This window comes from Pseudomonas salicis (assembly GCF_057128705.1).
In genome coordinates, this window is record NZ_JBSKHU010000005.1 from 135,102 (window position 1) to 149,682 (window position 14,581).

6 protein-coding genes are annotated in these 14,581 nt (G+C 59.1%); 3 read left to right on the forward strand and 3 right to left on the reverse strand.

Features of this window, described 5'->3' with window-relative positions; translation table 11 throughout:
• The first annotated feature begins 85 nt into the window (after positions 1-85).
• Positions 86-3,460 (forward strand): dermonecrotic toxin domain-containing protein, encoded by a 3,375-nt coding sequence (locus ACWKWE_RS19195; protein WP_483851397.1) that lies wholly within the window; start codon positions 86-88, stop codon positions 3,458-3,460.
• Between the two features lie 51 nt (positions 3,461-3,511).
• Here the strand turns inward: ACWKWE_RS19195 and ACWKWE_RS19200 are convergent, their stop codons facing one another.
• On the reverse strand, positions 3,512-5,314 hold the full coding sequence (locus tag ACWKWE_RS19200) for an acyl-CoA dehydrogenase (RefSeq protein ID WP_483851398.1): 1,803 nt from the start codon (positions 5,312-5,314) through the stop codon (positions 3,512-3,514).
• Between the two features lie 246 nt (positions 5,315-5,560).
• Positions 5,561-9,514: a trifunctional transcriptional regulator/proline dehydrogenase/L-glutamate gamma-semialdehyde dehydrogenase gene (gene putA, locus ACWKWE_RS19205; protein WP_483851399.1), complete on the reverse strand. Its 3,954-nt coding sequence runs from the start codon at positions 9,512-9,514 to the stop codon at positions 5,561-5,563.
• A gap of 344 nt (positions 9,515-9,858) precedes the next feature.
• On the opposite strand from putA, the gene putP reads away from it, so the two are divergent.
• Positions 9,859-11,343, forward strand: a complete 1,485-nt coding sequence (gene putP, locus ACWKWE_RS19210; protein ID WP_166596090.1) for a sodium/proline symporter PutP — start codon at positions 9,859-9,861, stop codon at positions 11,341-11,343.
• Between the two features lie 108 nt (positions 11,344-11,451).
• Here putP and ACWKWE_RS19215 read toward each other — a convergent pair whose 3' ends face one another.
• The gene (locus ACWKWE_RS19215) at positions 11,452-12,123 is read right to left on the reverse strand and encodes a polysaccharide lyase family 7 protein (protein ID WP_483851400.1); all 672 of its coding nucleotides are present in this window, start codon (positions 12,121-12,123) and stop codon (positions 11,452-11,454) included.
• Positions 12,124-12,438: 315 nt separating this feature from the next.
• On the opposite strand from ACWKWE_RS19215, the gene ACWKWE_RS19220 reads away from it, so the two are divergent.
• Positions 12,439-14,580 carry a putative bifunctional diguanylate cyclase/phosphodiesterase gene (locus tag ACWKWE_RS19220; protein ID WP_483851401.1) on the forward strand — a complete coding sequence of 714 codons (2,142 nt, stop codon included), beginning with the start codon at positions 12,439-12,441 and terminating at the stop codon, positions 14,578-14,580.
• Position 14,581 lies beyond the last annotated feature (1 nt).

The window sequence follows — 14,581 nt, forward strand, 5'->3', positions numbered from 1 at the left end:
TGCAGAGTGCGGTAATTATGTAGTGCATGTTCGGATCTTTAGTTGACTACTGTGGGGCTTCTGATCACTGACAAGGATGTCGACGATGAAAAAAAATCTGGAGTCCTCCACATACCCGATGCCGTCGGGCGTTCGGCCACGTAGCCTTGGTTCGATTTTTTATCCAGAGCCTGATCTTGAGGTAGATGAAGTTGCCGAAGGCATCGGCTACGAAGTCGGGCTACCCGAGGGGGAGGGGCCGGGAATCGTGCCGATTGAAGAAGGAGGGCGTGACCCACATCACGCCTTGCTGCTGACAGAGTTCCTGGCCAGCAAGGATTTAAGCTTTCCGTCCCCCAAAGACTTCGCTCACGACAAGGCCAAGGCCTACGTTCTGGAGCATCTGGAGCTGGACATCGATCCCGATGACCTGATCATTGCCACGCTCTACATCGACGCCGTGGACCACGGCGATCAGCGTGCGAACCTTGCCTACTCGATGACGCTGACTGAAGCCTTGATGCGCAATTGGCAACAGGAGGGCGATGGCCACTTCTACGATCATCTCGGAACGCTGGAGGACTGGCGGCTTGAAGGGTATCCCGCGGTCATTTCGGAAGAACCTCTGTCGCTCGACCAGTGTTTTGCCTATGAAGCGATCTACCGTAAAACCACCCCCCAACACTTCGACGGTTCCGCTCAGGTCCATCTGGACCCCAAGCCGTTCAAGCGCTTCATTTGGGAGGCTGATCTCCAGTCCCACTACGAGGAGCTGCTCAACGATTTCTGGGCCGCGCACCGGGATGACTATCACTTGTTCATCAAGGCTTCGCTTCTGCGGGCGGCCTATGTTCAGCATGAGGAAGGCTCGCTCAGTGACGAGGATAAGGCGCTTGTCCTCGACGCTGTAGGCCTGAAGCCTGAACAGCCGTGGGAAACGTTGGCGTTCGAGGCATTTCGGGATGCGCCGCTGAATCCTCAGAATGTGACAATTCGCGAGCTCGACATTTATTGCTACACCGCCACCGACATCATTGTGCTCAAAGATGAGCGCACTGAAAGGCTCGTGATGTACATCCCCGGCAACTCTTCGCCGCTGCACGGTTTCGACGACATGGCCGCCTTGCGTGACTGGTTTGCGTTGCAATGTCGGTACACCGAGCGACGAACAGCGCTGGAAGGGCACTTTCGAGTCGAGGACGGACCTGATGGCATTTTTTACAGCGGCCTACGGTCGTCCCTCAAGGGTTTGGGTGCCTACCCGAACTGGTTCATCGGCAACACGCATTACTGGAATCCCGCCACGGAAATCAACTTGGGCCCCGCGCTCTCCCCATGGCCGTTTTCTCACTTCAGGAAAAGTCTTCAGCGTCGGCTGAAATCCGATGCAAACCGTTTGATCCGCAGTCGTGCGGATTACAACAAGGAAACGGCGGCGGAGATCCTGTCTGCCGCGATCAACGTCACCGGCGTTATCGCGATGGTGGTGCCAGGTTTGTGGGCGCCCCTCGCGGTGATGTCTGTGGCGCTGATCGGCTTGGGAGCCGATCAGGTGATCGAGGGGACTGTCGAAGAACAGCATGAGGGCGCTGGCCGAATCGTCTTTGGTGTTCTCAATGCTGTACCGGCACTCGCCGAGGGCGCTGGAAAAGTATTGGGCGCGGCAGCGGTGAAAGGGGAGCCAGTTGCCGCAGGTGCGGCCGACGAGATTGGACAGAAAATCAGCAGTGCAACTGAAGAAGAGCAGACTGCAGCCTCGGCCGAAGCGGAACGCGCAGAAGCGCATGCGGCGGAAGAGAAGCAAGCGCGAGCGATTGAGTCCGAAGATGAACGCGAGGCGCGACGGGATCAGGAGGAGCAGCGTCGAGCAGACCTGAGAGCGCATCACGCGGCCCACTTCGACGCCGTGAAAGCCTTTGGTGTGGAGCCTGCGGGGTTGCGCTCGCTGAGTCCGGGGCTGAGGGCGGATCTCGCCAGCTTCGAATATGTCGATGAACTGCCTGCTGGCGGAGAGTGGAAAAGTCTGGATGAAGGAAACGTCTACAGCGTTCTTGACGACGCCTCCGGAAAGGACATCCATTTCACTCGTGTCCACGCAAAAATCTACCGTGTGGAGTTTGTTGAAAATGCTCGCCAGTATCGGATCATTTCGACGAGCGATTCGACGCTCAAGGGACCGTACGTCAAAAAGCTGAAAGGCTTTTATTCCGACATTGATGTCAGGCCTGGACTGAGGGGTGGCGACAGCTACGTACCTGGGGGCGAACCTGTTCCCGAGATCGCGCCGGTCAAAGAGGACATTCCACTGGTGCGCGCGCAGCCGCCCTTGTTCGTGGAGATCCCGCTGGACGGTATCGAGGTACGGCCGGTGGTGGGCGATGACGGTCAGGAAATCGATCAGTTCTTCATTCCCAATCCACCGAAAGACGTCCGGGTGTCCTATGACGTGGATCTGGGTTGCTGGAAAAAGAACGCCGTCGAGTTCCGATGGATGGACAACAACGGCGTCTGGAAATCGGGGAGCGAAGACAAGTTTCTCAAAGTGAGGAGCAGACTGCTGCCGCCGGTGAAAAGCGAGATTTACAAGTTTCCGCGCGTGCCGGGGCTGGCAGAAGACACACAGGCGGTGAACCGCACCGTTCACCACGTCTGGCTAGGCAGCAGGCTTCCGGATGAACATTTGATCGCCGGGATGAAAGCCAACATGGAGACCAGCCCGGACCTCAGCTTCACTCTGCATATCCAGATCGATGACACTGCCATCGTTGACGGAGTCAGCCCTCAGGAACAATTGCAGGCCGCGTTTGCGGGCCATCCGAACATGACCATTTCGAACCTCGAAGAAGAGCCGTTTTTTGCCCATTTCAGGGAAAGCCCATACACCGCCGAACCCTTCAATTATTTCCGGGAAGGCAGTGGCCAGAACTACGCAGCGGCGTCGGACGTGTTGCGCTATTCGCTGCTGCACGAGTACGGCGGTATTTACATGGATTGCGACGACGTGATCAAGGTGTCGTTCGAGGGGCAAGCGCTGAATGCGGGGCCGAACGATGTGTTGATGGGGGAGGCTGTTTCGTCTCCGCGCATGGATTTCTTCGGTCCTGGCAACAGTCATTTCGCCAGCCACGCCGGTAATCCAGTATTGCTGGAAGTGCAGAGCACGTTGTACGCGCGCTTCAAGGACGAGCTCGACGCGCTTGTCATCATGGAAGCAGACAAGTCTCAAGTGATCGACGGGAAAAATCCTTACATGACCAAGATATTTTTCGTGACAGGGCCGCGCCTGTTGCTGGACACATTGAAGAGCGTTCGCCCGGACTACGCGGCCTTGCTCGACAATTCCCTCCACGCAAAATCAGGCATTTCTTCGCTCACCTATCAGGAGTACGTGATAGAAGCTCAAGACTTTTATGTCCCATTTGGCCGACGGCTGAAAATCACAGCGGGTGCCGAAAACTCGTGGCACTCGGCGGCCAGTTGAGAAGGTGATCGATAGGCGGCGAAATGAGCCTCTGCTCACGCGCCGCTTATCTCAGAACCAGCTGTCCTGCATCGTCAGGCAGACGTCATCACGAGCCTGGAGAATCGCCAGTTCGTGATGACACGCCGGGACTTCCCACGTCAGGAAGAATCGTGCGGCCGCGAGTTTGCCGGTATAGAAATCCGTGTCGGCCGGCTGGTCTTTATTCAGGCCTTCTTGCGCCCGAATCGCCTGCTCCAGCCAGCGCCAGCCGATGACCGTGTGGCCGAACGCCTTGAGGTAAAGCGCGGAGTTAGCCAGCGTCGCGGTTACATTGCCTTGCGCCAAGTCCGTCAACAGCTCAATCGTCACCGCCTGCAAACGCGCTACCAGTTGTTCCAGTGGCTGGCGCAATGAACTCAACGACGCGTGTTCCTGCGCCCGTTGGCAGGTGTCTGCGATCAGACGGACCAATTGCTTGAGACCGGTGCCGCCGTTCTGCGCCAGTTTGCGTCCCAGAAGATCCAGCGACTGAATGCCGTGAGTGCCTTCGTGAATCGGGTTCAGGCGGTTGTCGCGGTAGTACTGCTCCACCGGATATTCGCGCGTGTAACCGTGGCCGCCGAGGATTTGAATCGCCAGCTCGTTGGCCTTCAAGCAAAACTCTGAAGGCCAGGATTTGACGATGGGGGTCAGCAGGTCCAGCAGTTCATGGGCCAGCTTGCGCGCTTCTTCGGTGTCGCCCGTTTGCGTGTCGTCGAACAGGCGAGCGGCGTAGAGCCCCAAATCGAACGCGCCCTCGACGTAGGCTTTTTGCGTCAGGAGCATGCGTTTCACGTCCGCGTGTTGAATGATCGACACCGGCGCGCTTTCGGGATTTTTGCTGTCGGGCAGGCGACCCTGAGGGCGTTCGCGGGCGTACTCCAACGAATACAGATAACCGGCGTAACCGAGCATCACGGCGCCCATGCCCACGCCAATCCGTGCCTCGTTCATCATCTGAAACATGTAGCTCAAGCCCTGATGGGGCTTGCCCACCAGATAGCCCACGCAGTTGCCGTTATCGCCGAAATTCAGCGCGGTGGAGGTGGTGCCGCGCCAGCCCATTTTGTGGAACAGCCCGGCGAGCAGCACGTCGTTGCGGGGTCCGAGACTGCCGTCTTCGTTGACCAGAAACTTCGGCACGATGAACAGCGAAATGCCCTTCACGCCGGGTGGCGCGTCCGGGAGTTTGGCCAGCACCAGATGCACGATGTTTTCGGACAGCGGATGGTCGCCGCCGGAAATGAAAATCTTGTTGCCGCGCAGGCGATAGCTGCCATCGGCAGCAGGTTCTGCGCGGGTTCGAATGTCCGACAGCGACGATCCGGCGTGAGGTTCGGTCAACGCCATAGTGCCGAAAAAACGCCCCTCGATCATTGGTTGCAGAAACCTCTGCTTTTGTTCTTCGCTGCCGAAGTTTTCGATCAGGTTCGCCGCGCCCATCGTCAAGAACGGATACGACGTCGACGCCGCGTTGGCAGACTGAAAGTGAGCGAAGCAGGCCTGCGACAGCAGCGTCGGCAACTGCATGCCACCCGCTTCGAAATCCCGCGCCGCGTTCAAAAAGCCTGCTTCAAGAAACGCATCGACAGCGGGTTTCACCTCGGGGATCAACACCGCTTCGCCGTTCTCAAAGCGCGGCTCGTTATCGTCGTTCTTGCGGTTGTGGGGCGCGAAGTATTTCTCCGCAATCGCCCGCGCCGTGCCAATGGCGGCATCAAACGTCTCACGACTGTGCTCGGCAAACCGCGCACGCTGAGTCAATGCCTCGGCGTCCAGCACCTCGTACAGCTCGAAAGCCAGATTGCGGGAACTGAGCAGCGTCTCGGACATGGCGGCGTACCTTTTGTTGGATTGCCGAGGAGTCTAGGGGCGAGGGGAAGGGGTGAACAGGAAGATTGATGTGGGTGATGGAGGGCTAGAACACAGGGTGAATGCAGGCCGGGTAGAGAGCGTCGCACGGTTTCCGACCGTGGGAGCGAATTCATTCGCGATGAGAAGGTATACCCGACGAAGGTCATCGGGTGTACAGACGTCTCGCGAATGAATTCCCCCCTACAGGAGGGACGTAGCGCCGGCTTACCCGATCGTCATCAGACTCGCATTACCCCCTGCTGCGGCGGTGTTCACGCTCAATGCACGTTCGATCACCAAACGCTCCAGCGCAATGCCGGTTTCGCCTTTGGACAAGCCGTGAACGCCGATGATGGCGCCAGCACGCTGAGCGACTTGCTCGCAGATGGCGCGCAGCTGGTCGGAGTCGCCGTGGTGCAGGACGGCTTCGATGGCGATGTCGTCCTTGCTCCAGTCACTCACCAGCTTGATGCGCGCCTGCACGTCTTTCGGCAGGCGCTTGTACAGCGGCTTGCTGAGTTCGGTGTCAGGCACGATAGCGGTGCTCCCAACGGCCAGTACGGCAGCCAGTTGCGTCAGCAGGTCGGCTTCGTCTTCGGCCAGGCACAGCACGTGCTCACGGGGCAGGATGGTGTAGCTGTTGCGCTCGCCGGTTGGGCCTGCCAGCAGTCGTGAAATACCGCTTTGCGATTGTTCGGCGAACTGATCACAGGTCGCTTCCAATTCCGCTTGTTGCTGGCTCGACGCCCAGGCTTTCAACGCGGTCAGCGGTTTGAGCAGGTTGTCGCGCAGGCGCACGTCAGGCTTCGTCGCGGCGTCACCTTGAGCGAACGATTTCTGCACGGCGTCGGCAGGGCGAGTCGAGAGCAGGCGATACAGGTACAGCGGGCCGCCCGCTTTCGGACCGGTGCCTGACAGGCCTTCGCCGCCGAACGGTTGAACCCCGACCACGGCACCCACGATGTTGCGGTTGACGTACATGTTGCCGGCGTTCACCGAGTCGATCACCTTGGCGATGGTTTCGTCGATGCGGGTGTGAACACCCAGCGTCAGGCCGTAGCCCGACGCGTTGATCTGGCCAATCAGCTGATCCAGTTCCTTGCGCTTGTAGCGAACGACGTGCAGCACCGGGCCGAAGATCTCGCGTTGCAGTTCGTCGAAGCTTTCCAGTTCGATCAGGGTTGGCATTACGTAGGTGCCGCGCTTGATTTCGTCGCTGTCGGCGATCGCCACCTGATACACGTTACGGCCTTTGTCACGCATGGCCTGGATGTGTTTCTCGATGCCTGCCTTGGCTTCGGCGTCGATCACCGGACCAATGTCTACGGACAGGCGCTCCGGGTTGCCCAGACGGCTTTCGGCCATGGCGCCTTTGAGCATTTCGATGACGCGGTCGGCGGAGTCTTCCTGCAGGCACAAAACGCGCAATGCAGAGCAGCGTTGGCCTGCACTGTCGAACGCCGAGGACACCACGTCGATCACCACCTGTTCGGTCAGGGCTGACGAATCGACGATCATCGCATTCTGGCCGCCGGTTTCGGCGATCAGCGGGATCGGACGGCCCTGCGAGTCGAGACGACCGGCGATGTTGCGTTGCAGCAGGCGGGCGACTTCGGTGGAGCCGGTGAACATCACGCCTTTGACGCGATCGTCGCCGACCAGGCGGGCCCCGACGGTTTCGCCACGGCCTGGCAGCAGTTGCACCACGCCCTCAGGAATACCGGCTTCCAGCAAAATGCGCACGGCTTGAGCCGCGACCAGCGGGGTTTGCTCGGCCGGCTTGGCCAATACCGGGTTACCTGCGGCCAACGCTGCGGCGACCTGACCACTGAAAATCGCCAGCGGGAAGTTCCACGGGCTGATGCAGACCACCGGACCCAGTGGACGGTGAGCGTCGTTGGTGAAATCGTTGCGAGCCTGCACAGCGTAGTAACGCAGGAAGTCCACGGCTTCACGCACCTCGGCGATGGCGTTGGCGTAGGTCTTGCCTGCTTCGCGAGCCAGCAGGCCCATCAACGGCTGGATGTCGGCTTCCATCAGATCAGCGGCCCGTTCCAGTATCGCGGCGCGCTCGGCCGGTGGCGTCGCTTGCCAGATCGGGCCTGCGCTCAGGGCGCTCAGAAGGGCGTTATCGACGTCTTCCAGACTGGCTTCCTGAACATGGCCCACCACGTCACGCAAGTCGGATGGGTTCAGCACAGGGTTTGCAGCGCCTGCGCTGACCGGGCTGCCCAGCATCGGCAGGGCTTTCCAGTCGTTGTGTGCGGTGGCCAAGAGTGCGGACGACAACGACGCCAGACGGTGTTCGTTGGCCATGTCGATGCCGGCCGAGTTGGCGCGCTCGCTGCCATACAAATCGCGAGGCAGCGGAATGCGTGGGTGAGGCAGACCAAAGCCGCCTTCCTGCGTGGCCATGCGCTCGATGCTGGAAACGGGGTCGGCCACCAGTTCCTGAATCGAAATGGACTGGTCGGCGATGCGGTTGACGAACGAAGTGTTGGCGCCGTTTTCCAACAGGCGACGAACCAGATACGCCAGCAGCGTTTCGTGTGTGCCAACCGGAGCGTACACGCGGCACGGTCGATTCAGCTTGCCGTCAGCGACCTTGCCCACGACTTGTTCGTAAAGAGGTTCGCCCATGCCATGGAGGCACTGGAATTCGTACTGGCCGGGGTAATAGTTCTGACCGGCGATGTGATAAATCGCCGACAACGTGTGGGCGTTGTGCGTGGCGAATTGCGGGTAAATGACTTCCGGCACCGACAGCAATTTGCGGGCGCAGGCGATGTAGGACACGTCGGTGTACACCTTGCGGGTGTAGACCGGATAGCCTTCCAGGCCTTCGACCTGGGCGCGCTTGATTTCGCTGTCCCAGTACGCGCCCTTCACCAGGCGGATCATCAAGCGATGACGGCTGCGGCGGGCCAGATCGATCACGTAGTCGATCACGTATGGGCAGCGCTTTTGATAGGCCTGAATGACGAAGCCGATGCCGTTCCAGCCGGTCAGTTGCGGTTCGAAGCACAGGCGTTCGAGCAGGTCCAGTGACAGCTCAAGACGGTCCGCTTCTTCGGCGTCGATGTTCAGGCCGATGTCGTACTGCTTGGCCAGCAGCGTCAAGGACAGCAAGCGCGGGTACAGCTCTTCCATCACGCGCTCGTATTGCGCGCGGCTGTAGCGCGGGTGCAGGGCGGAGAGCTTGATCGAGATGCCCGGGCCTTCGTAAATGCCGCGACCGTGGGAGGCTTTGCCGATGGAGTGGATTGCTTGTTCGTACGACGCCAGGTATTTCTGCGCATCGTGTTCGGTTAGCGCCGCTTCGCCGAGCATGTCGTAGGAATAGCGGAAGCCTTTGGATTCGAAACGGCTGGCGTTGGCGAGGGCTTCTGCAATGGTCTCGCCTGTCACGAACTGCTCGCCCATCAGGCGCATGGCCATGTCGACGCCCTTGCGGATCATCGGTTCGCCGGACTTTCCGATAATGCGGCTCAGCGAAGAGGTCAGGCCTGCTTCGTTGTGAGTGCTGACCAGCTTGCCAGTCAGCAGCAGCCCCCAGGTCGCGGCGTTGACGAACAGCGACGGGCTGTTACCCAAGTGCGGGTGCCAATTGCCGGTGCTGATCTTGTCGCGGATCAGTGCATCGCGGGTGCCTTTGTCCGGAATGCGCAGCAGCGCTTCGGCCAGGCACATCAGCGCCACGCCTTCTTGGGACGACAGCGAGAACTCTTGCAGCAGGCCCTGCACGATGCCCGCGCGGCCCCCGGCGCTTTTTTGATTGCGCAGTTTTTCGGCAATCGACGCGGCCAGCTTGTGGGTGGCGTCTGCCATGGCTACTGGCAGGCGGGCCTGTTCCAGCAGCATTGGCACGACTTCAGGCTCAGGGCGACGATAAGCCGACGTGATCGCGGCGCGCAGCACTGACTGAGGCAGGATGCTTTCAGCGAATTCAAGAAACGCCTGATGGCCGTTATCCGCAGGCAGTTCACCGTGGTCGTCGGCGTCTTTGCTGACCAGCCCATTGAGCTCGTTGAGGGTGGCGCCAGCTTCGAGCTTCTCCAGGTAATTGAAAATCGCCTGTTTGATAAGCCAGTGGGGAGTCCGGTCAATGGACTGCGCAGCTGCTTTCAATCGCTCGCGGGTCGGGTCGTCGAGTTTGACACCGAGGGTGGTGGTCGCCATGTCTTGTCCTCATCAGAGCCACATTGGGCGTGGCTGTCACTGCGGGCAAGATTAGCCTGTGGTCGGGGCTGGGTGCAACCGGGTGCAACCCGTTTTTTCAAGATATTTCCAAAGGTATCGTCAATGCACGATGCCCCTCAAAAAAGGGTTTGAGCACCGTCATTTGGTGGGATTTCGGCTATCAATGGTTCAAAAAAGCGCATAAAAACCAATGGGATACATTTTGACTCAGAAAAAGAGCGGCTCAGTGTTCCGAAAGGTTGCACCTTTTCCGTTCTGTTCCCTAGGATGCCCGCCTTTGGTGCAACCCGTTGTGCCTCCTTTCACCAAGGCATGGACAGACGATGAACATTAGCAACCCTACGTTGATCACTTTTGTGATCTACATCGCTGCCATGGTCCTGATCGGACTCATGGCTTATCGCTCCACCAATAACCTTTCGGATTACATACTCGGCGGTCGAAGCCTGGGCAGCGTTGTGACCGCGCTGTCGGCGGGGGCCTCGGACATGAGTGGCTGGCTGCTGATGGGGCTTCCAGGCGCGATTTACATGTCCGGCCTGTCGGAAAGCTGGATCGCCATCGGCCTGATCGTCGGCGCCTACCTGAACTGGCTGTTCGTGGCCGGTCGCCTGCGGGTGCAGACCGAGCATAACGGCGACGCACTCACACTCCCGGATTACTTCTCCAGCCGCTTCGAAGATACCAGCGGCGTGCTGCGGATCATTTCGGCGATCGTGATCCTCGTGTTCTTCACGATCTATTGCGCCTCGGGCATCGTGGCCGGCGCGCGTCTGTTCGAAAGCACGTTTGGCATGCCTTATGAAACCGCGCTGTGGGCCGGAGCCGCCGCGACCATCGCGTACACATTCATCGGCGGTTTCCTCGCCGTGAGCTGGACCGACACTGTGCAGGCCACGTTGATGATCTTTGCGCTCATCCTGACGCCCATCATCGTCCTGCTGGCCACGGGTGGCGTCGATACCACGTTTCTGGCCATTGAAGCCAAAGACCCGGCTCACTTCGACATGCTCAAGAACACTACCTTCATCGGCATCATTTCTTTGATGGGCTGGGGCCTGGGGTATTTCGGGCAGCCGCATATCCTGGCGCGTTTCATGGCGGCCGATTCGGTGAAGTCGATCGCCAAGGCCCGTCGCATCTCCATGGCGTGGATGATCCTGTGCCTGGGCGGCACCGTGGCCGTCGGCTTCTTCGGTATCGCCTATTTCTCCGCGCATCCTGAAGTCGCCGGGCCGGTGACGGAAAACCCCGAGCGCGTGTTCATCGAGCTGGCAAAGCTGCTGTTCAATCCGTGGGTGGCCGGCGTGCTGCTGTCGGCGATCCTGGCAGCTGTCATGAGTACGTTGAGTTGTCAGTTGCTGGTGTGTTCCAGCGCGTTGACGGAAGACTTCTACAAGGCATTCCTGCGCAAACGTGCCTCGCAACTTGAACTGGTCTGGGTTGGACGTGCAATGGTGCTGCTGGTGGCCCTGATCGCCATCGCCATGGCCGCGAATCCTGAGAACCGAGTCCTGGGTCTGGTGAGCTACGCGTGGGCAGGTTTCGGCGCGGCATTCGGCCCCGTGGTGCTGATTTCCGTTCTATGGAAAGGCATGACCCGCAACGGTGCGCTGGCAGGAATTCTGGTGGGGGCCGTCACGGTCGTCGTCTGGAAGCACTTCGAGTTGCTGGGCCTGTACGAAATCATTCCGGGTTTCATCTTCGCCAGCCTCGCCATTGTGCTCTTCAGTGCGCTGGGCAAAGGACCGACGGCGGGCATGTTGCAGCGTTTCGAAGCGGCGGAGAAAGAGTACAAGGCTGTGTAATGTCGCTGTAGCAGCCGGCCTGCTGGTGAAGACGGTGGGTCCGATGCATTGGGATGTCTGCCGGAACGCTTTCGCCGGCAGGCTCGCCGCTACAGTCGCATGGCAAGCTCAACCCTTGTTGTGATCCACATCGAGGTTGAAGAACATCACCTTGCCGCCTTCGCTGGTGTAACCGGTATTGTCTTGGGTATAAACGCCTGCCTTGAAGTACAGCTGCTGTTTGCTCCACATAGCGCTGATGCGATCGTTCCAGTACATGTTGTTGGCCCTCACACTGAGCAAACCGGCTTTGTTCAGATGAATCTGATACTTGAAGGTTTCGTTGAGTGGTACGCCTTCGGCGACCGTGAAGATGCGCGCTTTCTTGTCGGTGGGATGAAACCTGACCTTCGCAACGATGATGCCGTCCTTGGTCGCGTCCTGATATTGGTACTCGACTTTGAGTAACGGCTGGGTGCTCTCATATACATGGATCTGACCAATCACGACGCGGCCGGATGAAGGCACCTGAATGACCTTGAGCTTGGCCGTGAGGAAATTGTCGGCGTCAGGATAGAACCAGTTATGCAGGGTGCCGTTCGACCAGGTCTCCCGCAATTCTGTGCGAGGGTACTTGGCGTTGGCGGTCTTGGTGCCGGTGACCGGCGCCCAGAAGGTGACATTGGAAGCACTGGAGGTGAAGTACTTGCCGTCGTAGCCTTGAAGCAGTTGGCGGGTTTCAATGGTGGCGGGGGGCGAGCCCACAGGAATGCTCAGATTCCAGGTTCCCAAATCAATCATTGTTCAGTTCGTCCGAGGTGTCTCATTGCCAGTCAAACATCTGGCGCAAGGCGGAAAGGGGCGATTCTTATACGTTCCAAGTCCCTGCCTGTTAACGTGAAACCGTCGAACGGGTAGCGTCAATGTGCCGCTAATTTCCACGCAGGCCAGCGCAGGACTGCACCTCAGGGCTGATACCGTTAGTCGGTTCGATTACACTTTTGAGATGGCATAACGGTGGCCCAGCTTCACTTTTCCCTATTCGGGTCTAGAGTAAGGGCCATTCGGATCATGGGCGGAGCCCTCTCACCGGGCAGTGAAGTAATGAGTAGCAGCATGGAATGCGTGCAACCCCTGCCACCTAATGGCAAATCGGTTCTGTTGGTAGTCGATGACTACCCGGAAAATCTCGTCACGATGAGAGCGGTCCTGCAGCGACAGGACTGGGAAATCGTCACGGCCAGTTCCGGCATGGAAGCGCTGGGCCTGCTTCTGGATGTGGACGTCGACATCGTCCTGCTGGATGTGCAGATGCCGGAAATGGACGGCTTCGAAGTCGCGCGACTGATGCGCGGCAGCCAACGAACGCGCCTGACCCCCATCATTTTCCTGACCGCCAACGAGCAGTCCCGAGATGCCGTGCATAAAGGCTATGCCAGCGGCGCGGTGGATTATCTTTTCAAACCCTTTGACCCGAACATCCTCAAACCCAAGGTTCAGGCGCTACTGGAGCAGCAGCATAACCGTCGTGCTCTGCAGAAACTCAGCCGGGAGCTGGAGTCGGCAAGGGCGTTCAATGCGTCGGTGCTGGCGAACGTTGCCGAAGGCATTCTGGTGGTCAACGAAGACGGCATCATCAGTTTCGCCAACCCGGCGATCTGTCGGCTGCTGGGCATGATCGATGGCGAGCTGCGAGGCACCGAGCTGTGCTGTTATCTCGAAGAGCCGTGTGTCGCTGAGTGGACAGAGTCCGGGTTTTATCACCACTACCGACGTGCCGATACCTATCGCATTCATGACGCCATCATGCGCACCCCTGAAGGGCGGCAAGTGCCGGTGGCGCTGTCTTGCGCGCCATTACCTGAAGAGCAGAAGGCGATGGTGTTGAGCGTGCTCGACATGTCGGTGGTGCGAGACCTTTATAGCCAACTTGAACATCAGGCCGTCACGGATTCGTTGACCGGGTTGCTCAACCGCCGAGGCTTTTACCAAACGGTTGAAGGCATGCTGCTGCGCAATGAGAATGCCGGGAAATACCTGGTGGTCCTCTATCTGGATCTCGACGGCTTCAAGCACGTCAACGATTCGCTGGGGCATGACGCGGGTGATCAGGTGTTGATCTGGGTCGCCGAGCAATTGAAGGAATGCTTGCGGCCGTATGACGTGCTGGCGCGGATGGGTGGCGACGAATTCGTCGTTGTGGTCGATGGGCTGGACTTCCCCGAACACGCCGCCAAAGTCGCCGAAAAGCTCATCGAACGGGTATCGGTGCGACGTCAGGTCGACGGGATCGAAGCCACGTTGGGCGCGAGCATCGGCATTGCGATTTACCCGGATTGCGGCACCAATCTCGATGGCCTGCTGCGTGCCGCCGACATCGCGATGTACGAAGCCAAGCGCGCGGGTCGCCATCAATACCGTTTCTACGACCAGTACATGAATGGCCGTGCGCGTTCTCGATTGATGCTCGAAGAAAGCGTGCGCACCGCCATTGAGGGCAAGGATTTCTCTATCGTCTATCAGCCGCAGATCAACGTGTTGACGGGGCGTACCCGAGGTTTTGAAGCCTTGCTGCGCTGGAACCACCCGGATGCGGGCGACGTGCCGTCCAGCCTGTTCATCCCGTTGCTGGAAGAAACGCGGCTGATCAACAAACTGGGCAGTTGGATCTACGAGCAAGGCGCCGCGCAGCGCCAGCGTTGGGAGGGGGTGTTCCCGGATGACCTGGTGATCAGCGTGAGCGTGAGTCCGGCGCAGTTCAGCATGCCGAATCTCGCTGCCGAGCTGCAGCGGGCGATCCAGATTCACGGGCTGAAACCGCGACAGTTGGAGGTGGAAATCACCGAGCCGTCGCTGGTCCACAACCTTGTTCACAGTCGTAAACAGCTGCAAAGCCTGCACGACATTGGCGTTCGGGTGTCGCTGGATGATTTCGGCGCAGGCGACAGTTCACTGGCGCACCTGCGAAACCTGGATCTGGACACGCTCAAGATCGACCGGCATTTCATCAGCGGCATGATGAATTCCCCACGTGATCTGGCCGTAGCACGCAGCATCATCGATCTGTGCCGACTGCTGGATATCGAAGTGATCGCTGAGGGGGTCGAGAATCTGGAGCAATATCACTGGCTCGTCGACAGTGGCTGCGAAATCATCCAGGGGTTCCTGCTGGCGCATCCGATGACGCCGGACGAAGCCTTGAGTTTCGTCGCGCCAATCACGTTGCCGAGTCGTGAGTCGCTGCTGGGCAAAGGCTGAC

What these genes read in the sequence shown, in the direction of transcription:
- putA (WP_483851399.1), bottom strand. Translation starts at nt 9,514, where the DNA reads ATGGCGACCACCACCCTCGGTGTCAAACTCGACGACCCGACCCGCGAG.
- ACWKWE_RS19215 (WP_483851400.1), bottom strand. Translation starts at nt 12,123, where the DNA reads ATGATTGATTTGGGAACCTGGAATCTGAGCATTCCTGTGGGCTCGCCC.
- ACWKWE_RS19200 (WP_483851398.1), bottom strand. Translation starts at nt 5,314, where the DNA reads ATGTCCGAGACGCTGCTCAGTTCCCGCAATCTGGCTTTCGAGCTGTAC.
- ACWKWE_RS19220 (WP_483851401.1), top strand. Translation starts at nt 12,439, where the DNA reads ATGGAATGCGTGCAACCCCTGCCACCTAATGGCAAATCGGTTCTGTTG.
- putP (WP_166596090.1), top strand. Translation starts at nt 9,859, where the DNA reads ATGAACATTAGCAACCCTACGTTGATCACTTTTGTGATCTACATCGCT.
- ACWKWE_RS19195 (WP_483851397.1), top strand. Translation starts at nt 86, where the DNA reads ATGAAAAAAAATCTGGAGTCCTCCACATACCCGATGCCGTCGGGCGTT.